The sequence below is a fragment of the Pseudanabaena sp. BC1403 genome, from assembly GCF_002914585.1.
GTDB lineage: Bacteria > Cyanobacteriota > Cyanobacteriia > Pseudanabaenales > Pseudanabaenaceae > Pseudanabaena.
In genome coordinates this window covers 1-24,199 of record NZ_PDDM01000023.1, presented here as the reverse complement: position 1 = coordinate 24,199, position 24,199 = coordinate 1, and the positions used below count along the sequence as shown (strand labels likewise).

The window sequence follows — 24,199 nt, the reverse complement described above, 5'->3', positions numbered from 1 at the left end:
CGCCGCACCTCAACAAAAGAAGATCTTAGCTGGTTTGCTTATAGCCTAATTTCAAGAAAATATTTTCTAAAGTTTCTTGAGTACGATGGAAATTGGAAATAGGAATCCCCACTTCGATCAAAGACTTTAGCAACGCAGCGCAGTCTTCAATACTGCCAATAAACTGAACTCGTACACTCGGAACATCTGATAGAGCTTCTACCTCCTGTACTCGCTCCGATTTTCTTAAAGCGGTTTGTAAATCCTCAAGATTGCCTAAGGTCGAGATTAGTAATTGTTGCTGGTCTTGATTACTGCGATCATAGAGCGCTTGTAGTCTTGAGCTTTCAACTAAATGTCCTAGCTCCATAATCCCAATCGAAGTGCAAATTTCGGCAAGATCGCTCAAGATATGCGATGAAATCAGAATCGTCATCCCTTGCTGTTGCAGAGATTTGATAATATTGCGAACCTGCACCCGTGCGAGAGGATCGAGTCCCGATACAGGCTCATCCAATAACAACAAAGTGGGATTATGAATAATACTTCTTGCAAGACTAAGACGTTGCTTCATTCCTCGCGAGAGCGTAGCAATTAGTTCATTCTTTTTTTGTTCTAGCTCTACTAGCTCAATTACTTCATACAATCTTTGCGATCGCTGTGGATCTCTTAGAAAATATAAACGAGCAAAATAATCGAGATAATCCCAAACTGTTAGGTCATCATAAAGAGGAAAATCATCGGGTAAATAGCCTAGTTGTCTCTTCAGTTCAGGGTTGTTTTGACCACGCAAAAACCGTGCCCCATTGATATAAATTTCGCCAGCGGTTGGCTCCTCAGCAGCAGCGAGCATCCGAATCAATGTTGTTTTACCTGCACCATTTGGTCCGATCAGTCCATAAACTTCACCGCGATCAATCTGCAAATCGAGATGATTCACCGCAACGTGATTGTCAAACTGTTTTGTCAATCGGTGAGTGCGAACGGTCGGTACTGCTGTCATGAGATTGCCACAAAAGTTATAGCCATGTTAACCTTCACATTGCAAATTGTGAATATATACTGCACAATTTTAAAATCAAAAGAGAATGCGTTCGATGAAAAATGTGATGTTTGTCTGTCAAGACAATACCTATGCTCAGATAGCTAAAGCTTGGATATGCGATATTGTCGGGGAGCAAATTTTTGTAGCGAGTGCAGGATTAGCATTCGGTCAATGTAGTCCATATATTGCGCGGGTGATGAATGAAGTTGGTATCGACATTAGTGATAATGATCCTCAACTTCTCAGCGATTACGAGCCATATAACTTTGATACTGTAATCTCACTATGTACGATGAGCATGAGACTGCCAGAACAATGGATGATGTGTAGAAGCTTTGATGAATGGATTGTACCTCAACCAGAAGAAGAATCATTGGAAGCATACCGATATATCAGAGACGACATTAGAGATAAAGTTGAAGTTCTTTTAAGCTATGCCTAAAACCCAAAGGAGAGTTACAGCGCTTTGCACTGTAACTCTCCTTTGGGTTTATAGGTTCGTTAATTAGTTAAGATTTTTGCGAAAATTTTGCGATCGCATAGACAAATCACGAATAATGCCAGTCACTAACGCATTAGCGGTTATCATAGACAATGTTCAAAATCACGATTTTATAATCAAGTCTTCTCGAAAAACATGATGCGTAGTCACTATTGCGGTCACCTCAATGCCGAACAGATCGGACAAACAGTAAGCTTGTGCGGTTGGATCGATCGCAGACGGGATCATGGTGGCGTGATCTTTTTAGATTTGCGCGATCGCACAGGAATCTTGCAAATCGTCAGCGATCCCCAACGGACTCCCGTCTCCTATGAACTTGCAGGGGAAATGCGAAATGAATATGTAGTCCGAATTATCGGTAAAGTTTCTAAACGCCCAGATGAGTCACTTAATCCCAAACTTGCCACAGGTGAAGTCGAGATTTATGCTGAATTGATTGAATTACTCAATGCTGTCAGTAAACCCCTACCATTCCTAATTTCTGAAGCTGACACGATTAAAGAAGAATTGCGTCTTAAATATCGCTACCTCGATATGCGTGGTGAGCGTCTATCCAGCAATCTCAAGCTCAGATTTGAGGTTGTTAAATCGATTCGGCGCTTCCTTGAAGATGAATATAACTTTATGGAAGTAGAAACACCGATTCTTTGTCGTTCTACACCTGAAGGTGCAAGAGATTACCTAGTACCAAGCCGTGTGAATGCAGGACAATGGTACGCGCTGCCACAGTCGCCACAGTTATTTAAGCAATTGCTAATGGTAGGTGGTTGCGATCGCTATTATCAAATTGCGCGATGTTTCCGTGATGAAGATCTTCGCGCCGATCGCCAGCCTGAATTTACACAACTGGACATGGAAATGAGTTTCATGTCCCAAGAAGAAATCATTGAGCTAAATGAGAATCTAATTCGCTATGTTTTCAAAACCGTTAAAGGTGTAGAACTTGGCGATTTCCCTCGACTCACCTATGCCGAATCAATGGATCGCTATGGCTGCGATCGCCCTGATACTCGCTTTGGCATGGAATTGGTAAATGTCACTGATTTGTTTGCTAATTCAGGGTTCAAAGTGTTTGCCAACACGGTCGCTAATGGCGGAATGATTAAAGTCCTGCCTGTAGTTGGCGGTGATGCATTGATTTCTAATACACGTATTAAGCCAGGTGGTGACCTTTCCAATTTAGTCGCTCAATATGGTGCAAAAGGTCTAGCCTTTATCCGCGTCCGCGAAGATGGTGTCATCGATACAATTGGCGCTCTCAAAGATAGTCTCACCGAAGAAGTTAAGAAGGAACTGCTAGAACGCACAGGCGCAACCGCAGGCACGATCTTGCTATTTGGTGCTGGCGAAAAGGCGATTGTTAACGAATCACTCTATCGTTTGCGCCTAGCACTCGGTCATGAGTTAGAACTGATCGATCATAATAAACTCAACTTTGTCTGGATTACTGACTTCCCAATGTTTGAGTGGAATGCTGACGAGAAAAGATTGGAAGCCCTGCACCATCCTTTCACCTCGCCTCGTCCTGAAGATATTGCCGATGGTCAGCCCATTGATGTTAATACGATCGCTCTAGCCTATGACCTTGTACTAAATGGTACAGAAATCGGTGGTGGTAGTATTCGTATCCATAAGCGTGAAGTCCAAGAAAAGGTATTTGCTGCGATCGGGCTGAGCGATGAGCAGGCAAAAGAGAAGTTTGGCTTCCTAATGGAAGCATTTGAGTACGGAACTCCTCCTCATGGCGGACTAGCCTTTGGGCTTGATCGCTTGGTGATGCTCATCTCTGGCGCAGACTCGATCCGAGATGTGATCGCCTTCCCGAAAACACAGCAAGCACGCGACCTATTGACTGAAGCACCATCAAGTGTTGATGACTCACAGCTAAAAGAACTACACGTTAAATTATCTTTACCTCCTGCTAAAACAAATTAAATAAAGGGCGCTTTGCGCCCTTTATTTAATTTTTGGCTCCCATTGGTCTAAATGCTTGCCAATTGCTTTGAGTTAGTTAGACAAATCAAACCCAAAAGAGTAATGGCGGCACTTCGCGCCGCTGTTTCTCTTTTGAATGTGTCCTAAGCAAAACTTACATTGTTATAATTAATGTCTGAAACAAGCTATATCCCTCGCGTGACGATTAATATGTTTTTTTAGCTGATATTTATCTACTTATCTACCCAGACAAAAAGTATAATAAATGACTAGATATGTTTGCAATTAAGAACATATATGACATCATATTATTTTTGAGGCTCTCTCCATGAAGCGTCCCCAGACACTTGCTGAGATTTTAGCTAGCGATCTCCCTGGTGTTATTGCTGACTTTCAAGGAATTATTGTTGAGGTCAATGAGCATTTTGAAATATTTACGGGTTGGCAAAAGCAGGAAATAGTTGGACAACTGATCTCAGTAATTTTGCCAAGCTATTTTCGAGAGTCCCATCATATGGGGTTTTCTCGTTTTACTGCATCAGGTGTTGCGACCATTCTTAATCATCCCCTAGAGCTTAAAGTTATAACCAAAGATGAACGAGAGATTCTTTCAGAACATTACATTATTGCTGAAAAACAAGACGAAAAATGGAGCTTTGGTGCAACACTTCGTTCACTAGAATCTTAATTTTTTTTAGTCAACAATCCTAAGATTATATCCATGGAATCTACTCCTTCTCAACTACAGGAACTGCGATCGACTCTAGGGAAAATGGAAATCGCTCTGGGTGCGGTAGATAGTGCGATTGTGTGGACTAATGCAGAAGGACGTATCCAATGGTGTAATAAATCTTTCGATCGCTTAGTTGGAAAATTACATATTATGATTCTTGGTAAAGAATTGCCGACACTTTTGCCTCTGTATTATGACGGAGTTCTTGTACCAGCCGAAAAATATCCCGTGGCATTAGCAATAGAGAAGAAGGGGAAATTTAGTCAGAGTTACGAGTTCCATCTAGGAGAACATGGCTCGATTATTGAAGTTGTATCTACCTATGTAGAAATAGTAGCTAACGAGCCAAAAGAGATTAGTGTAGTTATCGCAATTAATGATATTACTGAACAACAACGAACCCAATCATTGCTCCTGCAAGCTAAAATAGAGTCAGAGCATAGGGTTGAGCTTAGGACACAAGAATTAGTTGAATTAAACAAGCGGTTAAATCAACAAAATTACGAACTTCAGCTAGCTAAGCAAGTAGCAGAGGACTCTAACGAGGAACTGGCTCGCGCTACTCGGCTGAAGGATGAATTTCTTGCTAACATGAGCCATGAATTGCGAACTCCCCTCAATGCTATCTTAGGAATGTCTGAAGCATTGCAAGAGCATGTTTTTGGTGCAATTAATCAAGAGCAGAAAGACTCCCTAGAAACCATTACCAGCAGTGGAACCCATCTATTGGAATTGATTAATGACATTCTAGATGTTGCCAAAATTGAATCGGGACAAGTCGAGATTGACTGTTCGCAAACTGAGATCAATGAACTATGTCAATCGAGTTTGCCATTTGTTAAGCAGCAAGCATTACGAAAACGCATTCATCTGGAATTAAAAATCGCCCCTAATTTACCAGAATTATTTGTCGATGAGAGACGTATTCGCCAAGTTTTGATTAATCTGCTCAGTAATGCGATTAAGTTCACTCCTGAAAAAGGTCGGGTGTCATTGGCGGTTAGTCTCCAGCAAAATCCAGCAAAAATCACGAATGAAATCATGAGCGAAATTAGATTTGCCGTAACTGATACAGGGATCGGCATCTCACCTGAAAATATGCAAAAATTATTTCAACCCTTTGTCCAAATAGATGGAGCGCTCAATCGTCAAAACACAGGCACTGGCTTAGGTCTGGCGTTAGTTAAGAGCATTGTAGAGATGCATAACGGCACGGTAAGTGTAACGAGTGAAGTGGGCGTAGGTAGTTGTTTTACGATCGCACTTCCCTGCGAAAATATATCAATGTCATCGCCTATATTTACAAATCAACTTACAAATCAATCCACAGGTTCATTAGAGCCAAGTCCTGACAATGGAATTGCTGAGGGGTTGCCCATACTATTACTTGCGGAAGATAATGATGGGAATAAGCTGACAATCTCTAGATACCTCAAAGCCAAGGGTTATCAATTGTTGTTTGCCAAAGATGGTCAAGAAGCGATCGATATTGCAAAGGCAATGCGCCCTGATTTAATCTTAATGGATATTCAAATGCCCAATATTGACGGGCTAGAGGCAATCAAAATCATTCGTAGAGACAATATTCCTGAACTAGCGAACATTCCCATTATTGCCTTAACTGCTTTAGCAATGACAGGCGATCGCGAGCGATGTATAAAAGCTGGTGCAAATGAGTATTTAACTAAACCCATCAAACTCAATCAACTAGCAAATACAATCAAACAAATTTTAAGCCCAAAAGCAATAAAGAACCGCTTTTTTGTGGCGCAGCGGAGCCGCACCACAAAAAAGCTTGAATCGCAGAACCCTAACCTAAATAATCCATGAATAACCGATCTATTTTAATTGTTGATGATGAGCCGCGCAATTTTGATGTCATAGAAGCATTGTTGAATGAATATGACTATGAATTAAATTATGCATCTAGTGGACAGGAAGCACTCGAATCCTTAGAAATCCTAGAAATAGATTTAATTTTATTGGATGTAATGATGCCCGATATGGATGGTGTCGAAGTCTGCGAACGCATCAAAGCCATTCCTAAATATAGCCCGATTCCGATCATTATGGTCACGGCTCTAACAGCGAAAGAAGATCTTGCTCAATGCTTAAATGCAGGGGCTGATGATTTTATTAGCAAGCCTCTTAATGCTCTTGAACTGCGGGCAAGGGTGCAATCAATGTTGAGAATAAAGCAACAATACGATGCTTTGCAAATATCCCGCGATCGCCAGTTAGTTTTAGAAGCAGAAAAGAGAGAGTTATTAGAGAATCGTAATCAAGAATTAGTTGAATTGAATGAGCGGTTAAATCAACAAAATTACGAACTTCAGCTAGCTAAGCAAGCAGCAGAGGACTCTAACAAAGCAAAAAGTTCTTTCTTGGCAACAATGAGCCATGAAATTCGGACACCGATGAACGCTGTGATCGGGATGACAGGTTTATTGCTCGATACTAATCTGGATTCTCAACAGCAAGATTTTGCTGAGACAATTCACAACAGTGGAGAGCATCTATTAAACCTTATAAATGAAATTCTCGATTTCTCAAAGTTGGAAGCCCACGAGATGCAGCTAGAGGTACTTGACTTTGATATAGAGTCAAGCATAGAGGAGATTGCTGATATCTTAGCCAAACCTGCGCACAGTAAAGGTATAGAAATAGCTACATTTATCTATCCAGACATTCCAAAACATCTGCAAGGAGATATCAGTAGACTACGACAAATTCTATTAAATCTGACTAATAATGCCATTAAATTTACTGAACAAGGAGAGGTGATCATTGAAGTAGGTCTGGAATCTGAATCAGCAAATTCTGTCATTTTGAGGTTCGCTGTAATCGATACAGGCATTGGGATATCAGAATCTTCTCAGTCTAGGTTGTTTCAGCCGTTCATCCAAGTTGATGCTTCAACTACGAGACAATATGGTGGAACAGGCTTGGGATTAGCTATCTGCAAGCAATTGGTGGATTTGATGGGAGGTGAAATTCATTTAGAAAGTGAAGAGAATAAAGGCTCAACCTTCTGGTTTACAGTTCCTTTTCAAAAGCAAGTCAACAAGTCCAATGAACATCATAATCATGGGATTGATCGGCTTCGAGGGCTAAAGATTTTGGTGGTTGATGATAGCATCACGAACTGTAATATCCTTTACCATCAACTGAAATCTTGGGGGATGGAGGTCGATATACTTATCCAATCTACTGATGTTATTCCTTGTCTAAATCGAGCCATAGAGATGGGAAAACCATATCAAGTTGCATTGCTTGATATGCAAATGCCTGAATTGGACGGCGAGCAGTTGGGAATCCAGATTAAAAGCTCCCAAATCCTTAAGAATATGCATTTAACGATGCTTACGTCACTTGATCAAAGCGGTGCAGCTAAACGTATGCTTGAGATTGGTTTTGCTGACTATATCTGCAAGCCTGTCCGCAAATCACGTTTATTAGATAGTCTAGTTACTACGATCAAAGGGACTAGTGGTGAACAGGAACCTATCAAAAAGAATCTCCAATCTAGAGAAATTCGACCTGCGTCAAAGCTCAGAATATTGCTTGCTGAAGATAGTCCAATCAATCAAAAGGTTGCTGTCAATCAACTGCATAATTTAGGTTTTAAGGTAGATGTTGTTGCAAACGGTCAAGAGGTGTTAGATCTACTTGAAACAATTCCATACGATATCATTTTGATGGATTGTCAGATGCCAATCCTTGATGGTTATAGTACTAGTCGTCAAATTCGCGATCGCGAAGCAGCATCAAACTACAAAGCTTCAAAGATGATTATCATCGCTCTAACTGCTAATGCGACGAGAGAGGATCGCGATCGCTGTCTAGATTCGGGTATGGATGATTTTCTGGGTAAACCAGTGCGGAAACAGGATTTGGAGAAGAAGTTAGATTATTGGACTCAAATCCTTGCCAATCGAGATAAACTTGAGCCTGCTGAAAAGATCGAGATCTTATTACCAAATTCAAAAAATGATATTCCTATTGATCCGCTGAAAATTGAAAATACTCTAGTTGATTCGGTATTAGAAATTGATTGGGCTTATCTCGACGAAATGTGTAGTGACAATGCTGAATTTAAGCGAGAGTTATTGAAAGCATACTCAATATCGATGCCTGAGCATTTAGAAGCATTGGCGATCGCTGTCTCTACAAAAGAATACGCAGATATTGAGCATGAAGCCCATTTTATTAAAGGATCGAGTTCTGCGATCGGGATAAGTGGAGTTGCTAGATTAGCAAGCATATTAGAAGAAAGCGGCAAAAACAAAAATCTGCCAGAAAACATCACAATCTTACTTGAAAAAATTACCAGAGATATTGAACAGATAAAAAATCTAGTTCAAGAGATTGGGACATAATACTTAACTATTCTCATACAGTTGCGTCCGTCTGTGGTTTTATCGTAGGTAAAGACATCCACCATTTGGCTGATCAAGTCTAGTCCTCTTCCTCCTAAAGCAGTAACATCAACTTCTTCTAGTTTTGATAGTTTTCCTGAAAGATCGAAACCCGATCCAAAATCAAAAACTTTAATCTCAATTGAACTATCAGAAAGATTTGCTTCTAAGCTAATGGGTGTTTCCGATGGCATATTTCTATGGGCGTGACGCACAGAATTGGTAAATATTTCTGCTAGAGCAGTTTTACAACGCAACCAATCAGCATTTGGTATGGCTTTATGTGGGAGTTGCTCAAACCAATCTAATACGAGAATGAGATCGTTAAGATTTGTAGTAGTTTGTAACAAAATTGTTAGAGACACGGAAGTTCTACCAAGATAAGTTTTGAGATAAAATATAGATCTAATAGGAAATTCTTTGGAAACTGAGATATGGTTTTTTAAAGATATTAATTATCAGTTTAAATAATTTTTTATAAATTAATTTAACTTATATAACTCTATCTAAATATATTGCTTCAGGCAAACAGAATGTTACAAATTCTTATAATTGATGATGATCTTGTCATGCAGATGATTTTAAAAAATACATTGCAGGGGCAAGGGCATGAGGTAATAGTTGCTAAAAATGGCAATGAGGGAATATCCTTAGCAAAAAAACATCTCCCTGCTCTAGTTATTTGTGATTGGATGATGCCAGATGTAGATGGGTTAGAAGTCTGTCGCCAAATCAAACTAGATCATAATTTATCTGCAACAATTTTTATTTTGTTGACCTCCAAAGGATCTGTTGAGGACAAGGTTAAGGCTTTAGATAATGGAGCTGATGATTTTTTATCTAAACCGATCGACAAAACTGAATTAATCGCTAGTGTAAGAGCGGGGCTACGAATTTATCAACTCAATCAAGACTTACAAGTACAAAAGCAATTACTAGAAGCAGAGCTTGCAGAGGCGAGTGAATATATTCAATCTCTATTGCCAGTAACCTTAAAAGGTGAAGTCAATATCCTTGCTGAGTTTATTCCTTCTAGTCAATTAGGTGGCGATTGTTATGATTTTTATTGGCTAGATGATGATCATCTTGCTATTTATCTGATTGATACTTCTGGACATGGTGTGGGAGCAGCATTAATGTCCATCTCAATTTTAAATCTCTTGCGATCGCAGTCTTTCGGGAAAGAGAAGTTTTACTCGCCAAGCAAAATTATGACTGAACTGAATCATGCTTTTCAAATGAGTCAGCATAATGGTCGTTACTTTACGATGTGGTACGGAGTATTTAAGCGATCGCAACGTAAACTGACCTTTGCTAATGCTGGACATCCTCAAGGGCTATTGATTGCGAGAGATCCTGAAAATCCTCAAATACAAGAACTACCGAGTTTAGATATGCCTATCGGATTTTTCCCAGATGTTGAATATTCTAGTTCAGAGATTTCGGTCCCTCTAAACAGTAGGCTCTATATTTTTAGTGATGGCATTTTTGAAGTCAGTCAAGAAAATGGCAAAATTTGGGGCGTGGTTAATTTTTTCGATCTCTTGAAAGAGAAATTTGCCGTAGATGAAGAAGTTACTGCCAATTTAGTTCTTCAAAAGATTCGTACTGGAACTCCAACTGCCAAGTTTGATGATGATGTTTCATTATTGAAAATAGATTTTCTATAGAATATAGATAGAGTAGTGCTCTGCGCTGCTACCGCCAAGAGAGTTGCGCCGCAACTCTCTTGGCGGTTCTGAGTTTGATTTTAAGAGATCAATGCATCAAACGCTGCGCGATCTGGCAAAATGTCAAAAACCTTATCCATTTTGGTTAATTCCAAAATAATTTTTATCTGAGCGTTGAGAGAGCAAAGATATAACTTAGCTCCTTTTGCTCTTACACGTTGCAGCGTTGTCACCATTGCTCCTAGGCCAGAACTATCCATAAAAGAAATATTCGTAAGATCAAGCAAAATTGTCTCTACTCCAGCTTCAAGGCTATCACCAACATCTTGACGGATTTGAGCACCTCCAGCAGTATCGATAATACCTTCTGGCTCAAATACACTGATCGATTTATTCATTGCTTAATCCTCACTAGATCAATTGGCGTAAAAATTGTATATACTTTTGGCAATTCTTCTTTGGTTGCTCCAGAACCTCTTTGACAACGACACTGAGCAAAAAATCATGTTGCAAGAGGTTTCACGCCGATAGCCTCAGATGGGTTAATCAGCAAGACTTCTCGGCGCAAAATTACATTTTGTCAGATAGAACCCATTAGTATCTTAGGGAGAGAAGAACAATGAGTCAATCATTGCTATACTATTGACCAACTTATGTTTTCAAACGATTAGGAGAGAGTTAAATAGAAACTCCTTGCTGATTCTACAGATCGAAGCTAATTTGAGGTGGTGGAATATTAGTACTCAATAGTCATGCTTTCGTAGGTTACCCCACGAGTTGTTTGAATTCGCTCAGAGGGCTTGGCTTTAATTTTATGGACAAACTGTGATTCTGTCATCTCTGCATTCACATCACTATTCTCCACATCAAGATCTAGTTGAGCGAGGTTGCGATCAAGTTCAGCAAGGCGATCAACTATTTGTTGTTGGCGATCGCATACTCGCACCAATTCTTCTTGCAGACGTTCTTTTTCATTAGCGAGTTGATGCATCTGAATATATAAAGCTGAAGGGGTTTTACGCAAAGGCATAGAACGCAACTTTGGCTGGATGGGTCTACGAGATGTACGAGAGATAGTCATAGGATTTAGTCCTGATAGACATTTTATTTGGTTGTAAAAACTTTTAATCAGTAAAAAATTTTATGATTTAGTTGGACTTGGCTCAAAGAATACTTTATATAAAATAAATCCGACTAGCGCCATAATACCTATGGAAATTGCCGCTGTAACTAGTTTAAAGATGAAACTCAGAATTGTAAAGGAAACTAAGCCGATCACCACGATCGCTGCAACCTTGGTTGCTCCAGTAAGGCTATTGACCCAAGCAATTAGACTGCTCAATCCAGTTTTAGCAGCATCAACACTCTGACCAATGGCAATACGTTCTGGCTCAGCACGTTTGTTTGGGTCGTGAGTTTGACCACTTGCTTGTTGTTTATTGCCCATCACTTCGCGCTCTAGCTCGCGAAAGCGTTCTTCTAGGTTATCGGTTTGACTCATAGCAGCAAATGAATAAAAAACTATGTTTCATTCTACTGCATACCTTAAGAAACCAAAAATTTAAGACGATCCTAAAACTTATACCTTTAGCTGTATAGCTATTTTATGTCACATCAAAAACAAAATTCATAAAGAGAGTTGCGGCGCTTCGCGCCGCAACTCTCTTTATGAATTTTATGTCTTAACTCACTTGACTATAGCTGTATTGATCGTAGGACATATATAAAAATTTTAAGACTCCATGATTGCAAACATAAGTCTAGAGAGCTATCCCGAAATTTGTTACAAATTGTTAAAATAATATGTAAACTAAAGTCTATAAGATGAGTCTCCCCAAATCCTATGCCTGCAACCAAAAAAGACTTTGAGTTAGATCGTTATGATGTTGATGCGATCGCAAACTACTACCGCAACCAACCTTTGCGAGTCTGGTGGCGCTGCATAGTGATTTTTGTACCACTCATCTGGTTATTGCTGAGACTGAGACTCAGAGCTAAAGCCTCAGCCAAAGAATTAAAAAAATTAGCGATCGAGTCGCGTAAGTTATTAACCCGTTTGGGCCCAGCATTTATCAAAATTGGTCAAGCCCTTTCGACACGCCCTGACATCGTGCCACCTGTGTTCATGGACGAACTTGCAGAACTGCAAGATCAATTACCTCCATTTCCCAATGAAATCGCCTTCCAATTTATTCGCGAGGCATTAGGGGCAGATCCATTGGAAGTTTATGCAGAGATATCCGACAACCCGATCGCAGCCGCCTCCCTCGGTCAAGTTTATAAAGGCAAGCTCAAAACAGGTGAACTCGTTGCAATCAAAGTACAGCGTCCTGACATTGCTGCTGGCATTGCCCTTGATATGTATATCCTGCGTGGTATTTCCGTATGGCTCAAAAAGACTTTTAAATTCGTTCGCACAAATTTAGCAGCGATCCTTGATGAGTTTGCTAGTCGCATTTTTGAAGAAATGGACTATACCTTTGAAGGTAAAAATGCGGAGAAATTTGCTGAATATTATGGAGGATTAGAAGGTATTTATGTCCCCAGAATCTATTGGCAGTATACCGCTAGACGTGTATTGACGATGGAATGGATTGAAGGCATAAAGTTAACCAATGTGCAAAAAGTCAAAGAAGCAGGCTTTGATAGTCGCCGTATTATCGAAGTTGGCGTACAGTGCTCTTTACGTCAGTTACTTGATTATGGCTATTTTCACGCCGATCCTCACCCAGGGAATTTATTAGTAATGGGTGATGGGAATCTCGCCTACTTAGATTTTGGGATGATGAGTCAAGTTTCGGCTGAACAACGTTTTGGACTAATCGAAGCGATCGTGCATTTAGTCAATCGTGATTTTACAGCTTTATCTAAAGACTATGTGCGTTTAGGGTTCTTGACGGAAGATTTTGACTTTGGGGAGATCGTGCCAGCTCTATCGGAAGTCTTTAATCCACCTGAAGGTCAGAGCTTGACTCAAATGGATTTCAAAGACATGACCGATCAACTTTCACAGATCATGTATGACTATCCTTTCCAAGTCCCAGCTTATTATGCACTGATCATCCGATCGCTAGTTACTCTAGAAGGAATTGCTTTGAGCGTTGACCCAAAATTCAAAGTCTTAGCTGTCGCCTATCCCTATGTGGCAAACCGTTTACTAAATGACTCTGCCCCAGAATTACGGATGGCTCTAAAAGATTTACTTTTCCGAGATGGTGAGTTCCGTTGGAACCGTTTAGAGAACTTGTTGAGCAATGCTCAAACTAATCCCGACTATAATTTGAATGGAACTCTTGACAAAGGAATTGATTTCTTATTGTCAGATCGCAGTGAGTTTATGCACGATCGCATTATTGATGAAATCGTGAAAGGTATTGAAGTTGAGACGAGCAAGCGTTTACCAGAAAGATTTCGCACTTCAATAATTGGCGATATTGTGATCGATCCTAAGGTCAAAGAAACAATTTCCAAATCCGAAAATCCTTCCAGTTTGGACTATATCGCTAGACTATGGACAATTCTTCAAAAAGATAAGTCGATCACGCCTACTGATATTCTACCCTTAGCCACTCGCATCCTCAGCAAGCGTAAGACTTTCGCCTTTGGTCGTGATGTTATCTCTAAACTAGCTCAGCGATCGCTAGTGCGGGCAGTACGTGAAGTTCTATTGCGCGACGAGAAAAAATATCAAGATGATAAGCAGCAAGATTTAGTCAATAATTCTATTAGAGATTCTCAAGGCGAAGAACGAGAACTAGTTGGTTCTGGTTTAAGAAGACCTGTAAATGGTCGTAGTTGGTAACACAAAAGGAGCGCGTAGCGCTCCTTTTGTGTTTTAGAAGAAAAGTTCTATTCCTGACTCTGTGCAAGCAGTCTCTAGCAAATCACTTAAACTAAGCTCCCCAGCCCATTTTTGTAAATAGCCAAAATCTAAGCGATCGCCTTGAATCTTGAGCACACCCAAAACATCGCGCCATTGCCTCTGTGACTCATTTTTAGTCATTCGATACCAGACGAGCTTTTGCAAAATGATATCTTCAGGAGTTGGCAGTACCAGCATTTGATCGGGGTTTTGCCGAACTAGTTGCGATCGCCGACGTTGAAATTCAATTTGAGGGAAAGGATTATCTTTAAGCACAAAAACATCTATTTTTCCTAGAGAGTCATTATCGATGAGGTTAAAAGAACGTTTAAGCCTAATTGCATCTCGAACCGCATCTTCAGAAACATAGAATCTCGGTTGAAGAGCTTGCATTAATGGAATTAATTTCCCTATTTCTAAATCAGCAACAATATCCACATCTTCGGTTGCTCTCGGCTCTCCCATCAATGTACTTGCAACTGAGCCACCGACTAAATAGGGAATATCTAAATTATTAAAAATTGTGGCTATATCCAGCGCTAGTGAAATTGGATCAGTAAGCATAAGCGGTTGAGCGTATTCAGAAATATTTTGATAGACAAGATCGGAAAAATTAGATTTTAATGTAGCTTTAGCAAATTCATATCGCAATTTCCATGAGTTTGCATTAGGATGCCGTTGTTGAAGACCAATTAAACAAAGTTCTAAGCATCCCTTTGTCCAAATGCTTACTTTTTCAGCTTTTTTAATTAGAGTTAATGCTTTCAAACGACTAAACAAATACATCTCAGCGTCAATGCTGGTGTCAATGGATTGGGTTTTGTATCCTACAGGAGCGCTTAGCATGTGATTTTACCTGTCCATCTGACTAGGGCAAACAAAGGTTAATATAAACGAAAACACCCTGTAAATTATGCTAACACAAGCCGATCTTAAGAGTGAGCTAGATGCATTGGCTAGTCCAACAAAAGCGATCGCGCTTTCTCGCTTTTTTAAAACGGGTAAAGGCGAGTATGGAGAAGGCGATCGCTTTTTAGGAATTACCGTGCCAGATCAACGCCAATTAGCCAAAAAATTTATCAGTCTTGGCTTTGATCAGATAGAACATCTCCTACAAACGGACATGCATGAATATCGTCTTACTGCGCTACTGATTCTTACCTATCAATATCCTAAAGCCGATACTTTTAAACGAGAAGAAATCTTTGAGTTCTATCTCAAACATACCAAATGGATTAATAACTGGGATTTAGTGGATGTCACCTGCCGTCAGATTTTGGGCGTACATTTACTTCATCAAGACCGCAATATTCTGTACAAACTAGCCCGATCGCAAAATCTTTGGGAACAGAGAATCTCAATTGTTTCTACTTTGGAATTTATCAAACATCAACAGTTTGCCGACACTCTCGAAATTGCCATAATTCTGTTAAATCATTCCCATGATCTCATTCATAAAGCAGTTGGCTGGATGTTGCGCGAAGTTGGCAAACAAGATCGCCAAATTTTAGTTGGCTTTTTAGACGTTTATTGTCAACAAATGCCCCGCACAATGTTGCGCTATGCGATCGAGCATTTTGATGAACCAAACCGAAAAGCATATTTGTCAAAGCCCAAGAATTGAGTAACGGCACAAAGTGCCGTTACTCAATTCTTGGGCTTTCGGACATCTTGGCAATATTGCTTAACTGCTTCCGTAATTATGCTGTTTAGGTCTACATATTTGTGGGCAAAAGGCGGTTGCCAATCGGATAAGCCCAAGACATCGTGGGTTACAAGAATCTGTCCATCACAGCCTTGACCCGCACCAATACCAATTGTAGGAACAGGAATAAGTTCTGTAATCTGGGTCGCTAACTCCGCAGGAATATTTTCTAATAAGAGTGCAAAAATACCAGCTTCGACTAAAGCTTTAGATTGATGCAAAATTTCTGCGGCAGCATCGGGCGTGCCACCCTGAACTCGATAGCCGATCCGATGTACCGATTGTGGTGTTAATCCTACATGCCCCATCACAGGCATTCCCGCTTGCACTAATTTGTGAATAGTCGCAACCATATCAGGATAGCCGCCTTCGAGTTTGATACCGCGTGCATCGGTTTCTTTAAAAATGCGCCCAGCCGATCGCATTGCCTCTTCAGTACTAACTTGATAGCTAAGAAATGGCATATCGACAATTAGAAAAGCATTCTCAACACCACGTCCCACTGCTTGGGCATGATGGATCATTGCGTCTAGAGAAACGGGAAGCGTGTTTTTGTATCCGAGTGTCACCATCGCCAAAGAATCACCCACCAAAATCATATCTACGCCTGCTTTGTCTAGCAGTTTAGCGATCGCATAGTCACTTGCAGTCAGCGCCGCGATCGGCTTTTTTTGCTGTTTCCATTTTTGCAATTGGGCGATCGTTACTGACATTGGGACATTCCTCGTGGGTGTTAATAAAGAACCAATTTGTTGTAATGCAGCCTCGCCGTGCCACAACAAATTGGTTCTTTATTTTATAGAGCTAACATCTAATGTAAACTTTTTAAAGCAAACGCAAAAGATTTATCGAGTTCGGTACGAGAAGCAAACATTATGCAAGTTGGTCAAAAAGTTCGTGTTCGTAGTTTCAAAGATGGCAGTGGCAAGGCGATCGCTAACAAAGTCGGCGAGATCGGAGTCATTAAAGAAGAAAAAATTATGGATGGTAGCAAATGGGGCTACGTTGTCAAGTTCCCCGACAGTACCAAGTCTTGGTTTTTTGCAGATGAGTTAGAATCAATAGTCTAAAACAGTTAAAACAGTCATGATGTCGCGCATTTCGCGACATCATCATTATTATTAAGCCCTATGGCAGATATTAACCGTCAAGATATCATTCGGGGCATGATGGCAGAAGTTGATGGACTAAGCTATAGCATGGCTTCCGCTAGTCTTGAAGCAGTTTTAACCTGCGTCACTGAAGCTTTATCCAATCACCAATCTATAACATTGAGCGGTTTTGGTAAGTTTGCAGTCCATCATCGTCGTGCCCGTTTAGGAAGTCACCCTCGCACACATCAGCCAATTACGATTCCCGAAGTTATTGTTCCGCATTTTACTCCCAGTCCTAATCTGAAAAAGCTGGTGCAAAAGCCTAGTGAGAAAATCCAATGAGCCTAATTCTGACATTTATCGGTAAAGGCGGCGTTGGCAAAACGACAACTGCGATCGCTGCCGCGCGTGCTTTTGCCGCCCAGAACAAAAACGTTTTATATGTGGGTCAACAAGCAGGCGACACCCTTAGCATGAGACTAGGTGCAGAGCTGAGCAGTGAGCCGCAATTAGTTGCACCGAATTTTGCGGCTGTACATCTGCAATCAACGGTCTTGTTGGAAAAGTATTGGGACAAAATGAAAGGGCTAGAAAGCCAATTTCTGCGTACTCCTTTTTTTAAGGAGGTTTATGGACAAGAGCTAGGCATTTTACCAGGTATGGATTCAGCTCTTGGTTTGAGCTTTTTGCGTGAACGTGATGCTGAAAGTAAGTATGACGTAATCATTTACGATGGCATGGGAGATCTCGAAACCTTACGAATGCTAGGAATGCCAGAGATTTTAGGCTGGTATTTGCGACGGTTTAAAAAAGTATTGACAGGTTCGGCTCTTGGACAAGCGATTTCGCCTTTTGTGGAACCAATCTTAAGAAGTATTCTGCAAGTTTCTAGCACCGATGATATTTCGCAACAAGCTGGTGAAATGTCTTCAGTATTAACACGCGGTCAAAAAGCAGTTAATGATCCGAGTCGCGTGGCGGCTTATCTGGTCACGACTGGAGATCCCTATGCGATCGCTACAGCTAAATATCTATGGGGTAGTGCGCAACAGGTTGGTTTAACAGTTGGTGGCGTATTTTCTAGAGATCAGATTTCTGATTCTGATTTTGAGCCTCTATCCATATGTCAAATCCCCGATCAGGTAACTGAGTTAACAATTCCTGAGCATCTTGCTAATCTTGCACCAAAGCCAATTGAAATAAATACTATAACTAAGCAAGTCAAGTTATTTTTGCCAACATTCAATAAAAAACAGGTCAAAATAATTCAACTAGGCCCAGAAGTAACCATCGAAGCAGGCGATCAACGCCGTAATATTTTCTTGCCAAATGAGCTAGCAGGCAAACAAGCCAATGGCGCAAAATTTCAAGATTCTTATCTCATTATTTCCTTTGGCTAAATTACCTGTCACATATGCAACTTAGCCCTCGCTTTAAATTATTTTCTCAGCCGCTCGATCGCTATGCAATTGGGCTAGCAGCTTTTTTGGCTGTAGCGATCGCCATATTATTATGGGTGGGCGATCGCACAGCGCCACAGGTGAGAGAGTTTAGTTGGCAAGGTCAAAAGATTGATGCCACTAATATCTCATTTTCTTTAACATTTAATCGTCCAATGGAACGCGACAGCGTTGAGAAAAATCTTAAGATTTCCCCACCCCTCGCAGGTAAAATCAGTTGGTCATCGCGGCGGATGTCCTATACGCCCCTAGCGCCAGCCACTTATGGTAAATCCTATACGGTCAAGCTAGAAAATGCCTTCGATCGCTTTGCCAGTGAATCTGGCGATAAAAAAGCGATCGAACCATTTACTGGCAGTTTTGCGACACCAAATCCTTATTTTGCATATATAGGCTCACAGGGGGAAGAAAAAGGTCGCCTTATACTTTACGATGTGCTACAAAAGAGCAAGCGCGTTTTAACACCCGCTAATCTGTCTGTCCTAGATTTTCGGATTTATCCTGATCGCCAAAAGGTTCTCTTTGGAGCGATTGAAACGGTGGGGCAAAGCTTACTTGATCAAAAACTTTATCTGGTAACGACAGGCATTGATCGCGAAGATCGGTTAACGTCAAATCCTCCAGAAATCAAACCTATACTTGGTAGCGATGACTTTCAAAATTTTAAATTCGATCTCTCGCCCGACGGCAAAAACATCTTGGTACAGCGACTCAGCCGTCAGCAAGTCGGACGCTATGGACTCTGGCTCATCAAAGATAATCAACCGCCAAGATCGCTTGATAATCAGCCAGGAGGCGATTTTATGTTCACGCCCGACAGCGCGTCGGTGGCGATCGCTCAAGGCGAAGGAGTTGCGATTTTGCCTCTTGAGCCACAGGCCCCACCGCTGGACTTTCTCCCAAGATTCGGTACGGTTCTAAATTTTGGTAGGAGTGGGACACAGGCTGCCACGATTAAATTTAATAAGGACTATACGCGATCGCTATATTTGGTAAATAACCAAGGATTGCAGAAGGAACTCACGAAAATTAATGGGTCTATTCTTGGTGCTCAGTTTGATCCTCAAGAAAAGACTCTATATTGCTTACTCACTGATGTTGAACAAGATACTGCTAAAAACATCTTCCGTGAGAAGCCATATCTTGCTGCGATTAATCTGGAAACGGCAGAACTGCGAAGACTTTTAGAACTTCCGCCACAAAGAGAAGTTCAATTTAATATTGCTCCTGATGGTCAATCAATTCTTTTAAATTCTGCAATTCCTAGTGACAAAAACACATCTAATTCGCCACCTATTTCCGAAGATTCTGCTCAGGCTTCTAGAGCTTCTCGCGCTCCCCAAGTGCCAACCCAATTAGTTATGTTACCGATTAATAATAATCAAGGCGCAAATCCACTGCAACCCGAAGTATTGCCAATGTTCGGCACAGTTCCACGCTGGTTGCCATAACCTACAGTGCTTCGCGCTGAATTAAAACCAAGCAAAAATTCAAAAGTGCCGCGAAGCGGCACTTTTGAATTATCAAAAATTAAGGTTAAAATAAAACCAATTGTACGGAGGTAAATATATGCCAGCTACATCAGTACTTAAGCGCCTCTTCACCGTGAAAGAATATGATCGGATGTCTGAATCTGGAGTGCTAGCTGACGGTGAGCGCGTAGAACTAATTAGAGGAGAAATAATTAAAATGTCACCCATTGGTAGAAGACATGCAGCTTGTGTAATTCGATTGTCTGATGTTTTTACAAGAAAATTAAGCGATCGCATTTTACTTAGTGTGCAGAACCCTTTAGCTTTAGATAACACTTCTAAGCCTGAACCAGATGTAGTGTTGTTAAAGCGTAAATCTGATTGCTATGAGTCTGGACTACCACAGCCTGCTGATGTATTTCTATTAATCGAGGTAGCGGATAGTACTGTTGATAGCGATCGCGAATTAAAAAGCCCACTTTATGCTGAAGATGGCATTACGGAAGTTTGGTTAGTTGATATTAATAGCGCTTGTATAGAAGTTTATCGATACCCAACTGCTGAAGGTTATCAAGAAATCCAGAAATTCTATCGTGGTCAAAACTTATCTATTCTTGCTTTTCCTGAGGTAAGTATTACTGTCGATGAAATCTTGGGATAGAAAAGCTGATAGAACAACAGTTGTTGTGACAGGTATTGGCATGATGACTGCGATCGCATCTGGTCGCGAAAATACTTGGCAAAAACTTTTAGAGAACAAATCAGGAATTAAGTTTGACCATCAATTACAACTTCCTGTTGCCAAAATTAATTGTTTAGAGGATTCTCATTCATCGCGATCGCAAGATTTATTAGAAAAAGCTACTTTAGAAGCGATCGTTGATTCAAATCTAGAAATTCCATTACTGAAATGTGGGGTAGTCATTGGTTCTAGTCGTAGTAACCAAAGAGAATTAGAATTACTTCTAGATAAACCTGACCAGATCTTAATTGAGAATAAATGGTGGCAATGTCAGCCAGCGAATTTGTCAGCACAAATTGCTAATTTAGTGCAAACTCAAGCCCCAGTACTGTCGCCGATGGCAGCCTGTGCAACTGCAAATTGGACAATTGCTCAAGCTGTTGAATTAATCCGTTCAGGACAATGCAACATGGCGATCGCAGGTGCAACCGATGCAGCGATTACACCATTAACGATCGCAGGATTTCAAAAAATTAGCGTATTAGCCAAATCAGGCGTGCATCCATTTAGTCAAGAGCGCGAAGGTTTTGCGCTAGGAGAAGGTGCGGCGGTGCTAGTACTAGAGTCGCTGGAGTCTGCAAGGCAGCGAGGTTGTCAAATTTATGGCAGGGTTTTAGGCTGGGGAATTACTAATGATGCTTATCATGCCACTAGTCCCAATCCTGACAATAAAATGGCTGCGATCGCAATTAAAGATTGTTTGAGGCGATCGCAAATTAGTGCTGCTGATATTGGTTATATCAATGTGCATGGCACGGCAACTCAAATGAATGATGCCCGTGAAGCAGAATTAATCCAAAGAATTTTTCCTGACAGTAAAGTTAGCGCAACCAAAGGTGCAACAGGGCATACGCTGGGGGCAACAGGGATGATCGAGGCAGCGTTCTGTCTATTGGCTTTACGCGATCGCATTTTGCCTCCTACCGTGGGAATGCAAACCCCTGCTTTTGATTTGAGAATGATTCAACAAGTAGAGCGCGCACCCGATCTCCAATATGCGCTTAATTTTAGCTTTGGCTTTGGAGGGCAAAATGCGATCGTCGCCTTTGGTCAAAAGTTATACTGGTGAATGATATATTTGACCAGCAGTGCTTGAGCATCATCGTGTTTCTATGGGCTATGAGCCACTACACCACAAATATCGACCGCAAATCTTTGCTGACCTCGTTGGGCAAGAGGCGATCGCACATACCCTTAGCAATGCCTTAAACACTAAGCGTATCGCACCTGCATACCTATTTACAGGCGCAAGAGGTACAGGCAAAACGTCCAGTGCGCGGATCATGGCAAAGTCGCTCAATTGCCTAAGCTCTGACCAACCTACACCCCACCCCTGCGGCAAGTGTGAACTATGTCTTAGCATTGCTAATGGTAATGCGCTAGATATTACCGAAATTGATGCGGCAAGTAACACTGGTGTCGATAATATTCGCGAATTAATTGAACGCGCCCAATTTGCGCCAGTTAAGGCAAGGTTTAAGGTTTATATCATTGATGAATGTTTGACAGGCGATACCCTTGTCCAAACTAGTGCAGGTTTGATTCGTCTTGACGATCAAGATTTATTAGGTAAACAAGTACTTAGCTATAACGAAGTGTTGTCGAAATGGGAATACAAAAAAGTATTGCGCTGGTTAGATCGTGGCGTAAAGCCTACGTTAATAATTAAAACTAATCAGCGATCGATTCAATGTACAGGTAATCATTTAGTTAGAACAGAATCAGGATGGACACAAGCAAGCAATATCAAAGTTGGGATGAACATATTGTCACCTGTGCCTGTGGCTGTGGAACTTCCTTGTCAATGGCATACAAATTTGGAGAGGGTCGAGTCTGTAACAGTCGTTGGTGATGAAAGAGTCTATGACATCGAAGTAGAAGATAATAATAATTTTGTTGCTAATGGTCTGCTAGTTCATAACTGTCATATGCTCAGCACAGCAGCGTTTAACGCATTGCTGAAAACTCTTGAAGAACCTCCCGATCGCGTTACTTTTATTCTTGCGACTACTGATCCACAGCGCGTATTACCAACGATTATTTCGCGGTGTCAACGATTTGACTTTCGGCGGATTCCTCTTGATGCGATGGTGAAGCATTTAGGGAAGATTGCCGCAAATGAGAATATTAATATTCATACTGAAGCGATTACCTTGGTTTCTCAAATTGCACAGGGTGGGCTACGTGATGCAGAATCTTTGCTCGATCAATTGAGCTTATTGGATGGAGAGATTACTATTGAAGCAGTATGGGATTTGGTGGGATCAGTTCCTGAGCAAGATTTGCTGTCGCTAATTGAAGCGATCGCATCCGATAATTCCATCCAATTAATTGACTATGTGCGGCGAATTATGGATCGTGGTCGCGAACCATTAATCGTGTTACAGAACTTGGCGAATGTATATCGTGATCTATTAATTGCGAAAACAGCTAGCGATCGCAGTGATCTTGTTGCCATGACTAGTTCTGGTTGGGAGAGATTGAGTCAACTAGCTCAAGGTTTAGCAATACCAAATATTTTACTGGGTCAACAACATTTGCGATCGGCAGAGCTACAAATCCGCAATACTACGCAGCCGCGCCTATGGCTAGAAGTCACGCTGATGGGCTTACTCCCATCAGCACAGGGTGCGATCGCGCAGTCACAATCGCCTCTTCCTTCTCCAGCGCAAACATTTATTTCATCGCGCAGTACACCCGCGACTCCGCAAGTTGCACCTCAACCAGCGAAGGCTAATCCTGCTGCACAAGCTCCATCACAAACTCCATCAATCCCAGCACAAGAATCGCATCCAATCCCTCAAATAGCAAAGGTAGATGAACCATCTACGCCTTCGATATCGGCTCTTCCAGTTGTTGAAACGCCGATATCATCGGGAAGTGATGATCTTGAGAACTTTGCGTCAGTTGGATATGATCTAGAGCAGATGTGGCAAAGTATTTTGTCAATGTTGCCTACACCGACAAAATGGGTTTTTATCCAGATTCAGGCTCATATTCTCTCAATCGATAGTGGTAGTGTCAAAATTGGCTTAGGTGGGAAGCGTGATGAAACCACCAAAAATATTGTGGTTCAGAAGCGACCAGAACTAGAAGAAGTTTTTGCTAAGCATTTGCAGCGCCCGATTAAGGTAATGTTTTCATTTGTGACTACACCGCCTCAAGCTGAAACAGTAAAAGTTGCGGCTCCTCTTCCTGTTAGTCCTGCGATCGCACCTCCGCCTGTCACTTACCAAAATCCAACCATACCTTCAGTTCCTGCTCCTCCACAGCCATTAGCAGATCCACCAGTAAACATAGCGCCTAATCAAGCACCTCAGCCCCAACCTCAACCTAAAGGTTATGTTGGGATGTCGGAGGATGATAGGGTGATCAAAAATTTAGCTGACTTGTTTAATGGACAAATTGTTGATCTTGATGAAGAGTCTAGCAATGAATCTATTAATCAGGATACTTAGAATATAGGGTAGTGTCGCAAAGTAATCTTTTTTGGAACCCACATTCCGCTCTCAAAATAAGTAAAAAAACAATTAGGAATCAGGGAGAGGGAGAAGATAATAGCGACGACAAGCGGAGGGAAAG

Annotated in this window: 22 protein-coding genes; 15 read left to right on the top strand and 7 right to left on the bottom strand. The window is 41.2% G+C overall.

Translation table 11 applies throughout. The features are described 5' to 3' along the window. Positions 1–25: 25 nt before the first annotated feature. The gene (locus CQ839_RS18460; protein WP_103669770.1) at positions 26–982 is read right to left on the bottom strand and encodes an ABC transporter ATP-binding protein; all 957 of its coding nucleotides are present in this window, start codon (positions 980–982) and stop codon (positions 26–28) included. Between the two features lie 94 nt (positions 983–1,076). On the opposite strand from CQ839_RS18460, the gene CQ839_RS18455 reads away from it, so the two are divergent. The 5 genes from CQ839_RS18455 to CQ839_RS18435 all read left to right on the top strand — a co-directional run bounded on the left by CQ839_RS18455 (position 1,077) and on the right by CQ839_RS18435 (position 8,573). Beyond that, positions 1,077–1,466 carry an ArsC family transcriptional regulator gene (locus CQ839_RS18455; protein WP_181016251.1) on the top strand — a complete coding sequence of 130 codons (390 nt, stop codon included), beginning with the start codon at positions 1,077–1,079 and terminating at the stop codon, positions 1,464–1,466. 198 nt (positions 1,467–1,664) lie between these two features. Then, positions 1,665–3,461, top strand: coding sequence for an aspartate--tRNA ligase (aspS, locus tag CQ839_RS18450; protein ID WP_103669768.1), 1,797 nt, complete (start codon positions 1,665–1,667; stop codon positions 3,459–3,461). Between the two features lie 328 nt (positions 3,462–3,789). Further along, entirely contained in the window at positions 3,790–4,149 is a 360-nt protein-coding gene (locus CQ839_RS18445; RefSeq protein ID WP_103669767.1) for a PAS domain S-box protein, read from the top strand. Positions 4,150–4,182: 33 nt separating this feature from the next. Then, positions 4,183–6,024 (top strand): PAS domain-containing hybrid sensor histidine kinase/response regulator, encoded by a 1,842-nt coding sequence (locus tag CQ839_RS18440; RefSeq protein ID WP_103669766.1) that lies wholly within the window; start codon positions 4,183–4,185, stop codon positions 6,022–6,024. Beyond that, a complete protein-coding gene (locus CQ839_RS18435) occupies positions 6,021–8,573 on the top strand; it encodes a response regulator (protein WP_103669765.1) in 2,553 nt (850 codons plus the stop codon). The genes CQ839_RS18440 and CQ839_RS18435 overlap by 4 nt, the downstream gene beginning before the upstream one ends. On the opposite strand, the gene CQ839_RS18430 is transcribed toward CQ839_RS18435, so the two are convergent. Continuing rightward, positions 8,555–8,977: an anti-sigma regulatory factor gene (locus CQ839_RS18430; RefSeq protein WP_103669764.1), complete on the bottom strand. Its 423-nt coding sequence runs from the start codon at positions 8,975–8,977 to the stop codon at positions 8,555–8,557. The genes CQ839_RS18435 and CQ839_RS18430 overlap by 19 nt on opposite strands. Positions 8,978–9,145: 168 nt before the next feature. On the opposite strand from CQ839_RS18430, the gene CQ839_RS18425 reads away from it, so the two are divergent. Next, on the top strand, positions 9,146–10,282 hold the full coding sequence (locus CQ839_RS18425) for a PP2C family protein-serine/threonine phosphatase (protein ID WP_103669763.1): 1,137 nt from the start codon (positions 9,146–9,148) through the stop codon (positions 10,280–10,282). An 80-nt stretch (positions 10,283–10,362) separates the two neighbouring features. Here the strand turns inward: CQ839_RS18425 and CQ839_RS18420 are convergent, their stop codons facing one another. The 3 genes from CQ839_RS18420 to CQ839_RS18410 all read right to left on the bottom strand — a co-directional run bounded on the left by CQ839_RS18420 (position 10,363) and on the right by CQ839_RS18410 (position 11,783). Continuing rightward, complete coding sequence (locus CQ839_RS18420; RefSeq protein ID WP_103669762.1) at positions 10,363–10,680, bottom strand: STAS domain-containing protein; 318 nt, start codon at positions 10,678–10,680, stop codon at positions 10,363–10,365. Between the two features lie 338 nt (positions 10,681–11,018). Continuing rightward, complete coding sequence (locus CQ839_RS18415; RefSeq protein WP_146048764.1) at positions 11,019–11,363, bottom strand: hypothetical protein; 345 nt, start codon at positions 11,361–11,363, stop codon at positions 11,019–11,021. A gap of 60 nt (positions 11,364–11,423) precedes the next feature. Then, entirely contained in the window at positions 11,424–11,783 is a 360-nt protein-coding gene (locus tag CQ839_RS18410) for a hypothetical protein (RefSeq protein WP_103669760.1), read from the bottom strand. Positions 11,784–12,125: 342 nt separating this feature from the next. On the opposite strand from CQ839_RS18410, the gene CQ839_RS18405 reads away from it, so the two are divergent. Continuing rightward, complete coding sequence (locus tag CQ839_RS18405) at positions 12,126–14,084, top strand: AarF/ABC1/UbiB kinase family protein (RefSeq protein ID WP_103669759.1); 1,959 nt, start codon at positions 12,126–12,128, stop codon at positions 14,082–14,084. A gap of 33 nt (positions 14,085–14,117) precedes the next feature. Here CQ839_RS18405 and CQ839_RS18400 read toward each other — a convergent pair whose 3' ends face one another. Beyond that, positions 14,118–14,990, bottom strand: a complete 873-nt coding sequence (locus CQ839_RS18400; protein ID WP_103669758.1) for a hypothetical protein — start codon at positions 14,988–14,990, stop codon at positions 14,118–14,120. 67 nt (positions 14,991–15,057) lie between these two features. Between CQ839_RS18400 and CQ839_RS18395 the strand changes: the two genes are divergently transcribed. Continuing rightward, positions 15,058–15,768, top strand: coding sequence for a DNA alkylation repair protein (locus CQ839_RS18395; RefSeq protein ID WP_103669757.1), 711 nt, complete (start codon positions 15,058–15,060; stop codon positions 15,766–15,768). A gap of 23 nt (positions 15,769–15,791) precedes the next feature. Here the strand turns inward: CQ839_RS18395 and panB are convergent, their stop codons facing one another. Beyond that, entirely contained in the window at positions 15,792–16,562 is a 771-nt protein-coding gene (gene panB / locus CQ839_RS18390) for a 3-methyl-2-oxobutanoate hydroxymethyltransferase (protein WP_103669756.1), read from the bottom strand. Positions 16,563–16,724: 162 nt separating this feature from the next. Here panB and CQ839_RS18385 point away from each other — a divergent pair, with 162 nt between their 5' ends. From CQ839_RS18385 to dnaX, 7 genes are all read left to right on the top strand, one after another. Beyond that, positions 16,725–16,919, top strand: a complete 195-nt coding sequence (locus CQ839_RS18385; protein ID WP_103669755.1) for a DUF2862 domain-containing protein — start codon at positions 16,725–16,727, stop codon at positions 16,917–16,919. A 60-nt stretch (positions 16,920–16,979) separates the two neighbouring features. After that, positions 16,980–17,285 carry an HU family DNA-binding protein gene (locus CQ839_RS18380; RefSeq protein WP_103669754.1) on the top strand — a complete coding sequence of 102 codons (306 nt, stop codon included), beginning with the start codon at positions 16,980–16,982 and terminating at the stop codon, positions 17,283–17,285. Then, positions 17,282–18,343 (top strand): ArsA family ATPase, encoded by a 1,062-nt coding sequence (locus CQ839_RS18375; RefSeq protein ID WP_103669753.1) that lies wholly within the window; start codon positions 17,282–17,284, stop codon positions 18,341–18,343. The genes CQ839_RS18380 and CQ839_RS18375 overlap by 4 nt, the downstream gene beginning before the upstream one ends. A gap of 14 nt (positions 18,344–18,357) precedes the next feature. Next, complete coding sequence (locus tag CQ839_RS18370) at positions 18,358–19,854, top strand: Ig-like domain-containing protein (RefSeq protein WP_103669752.1); 1,497 nt, start codon at positions 18,358–18,360, stop codon at positions 19,852–19,854. A gap of 118 nt (positions 19,855–19,972) precedes the next feature. Beyond that, positions 19,973–20,536 carry a Uma2 family endonuclease gene (locus CQ839_RS18365; protein WP_103669751.1) on the top strand — a complete coding sequence of 188 codons (564 nt, stop codon included), beginning with the start codon at positions 19,973–19,975 and terminating at the stop codon, positions 20,534–20,536. Beyond that, positions 20,520–21,686, top strand: coding sequence for a beta-ketoacyl-ACP synthase (locus tag CQ839_RS18360; protein WP_103669750.1), 1,167 nt, complete (start codon positions 20,520–20,522; stop codon positions 21,684–21,686). The genes CQ839_RS18365 and CQ839_RS18360 overlap by 17 nt, the downstream gene beginning before the upstream one ends. A 43-nt stretch (positions 21,687–21,729) precedes the next feature. After that, entirely contained in the window at positions 21,730–24,075 is a 2,346-nt protein-coding gene (gene dnaX / locus CQ839_RS18355) for a DNA polymerase III subunit gamma/tau (protein WP_103669749.1), read from the top strand. The last annotated feature ends 124 nt before the right edge of the window (positions 24,076–24,199 follow it).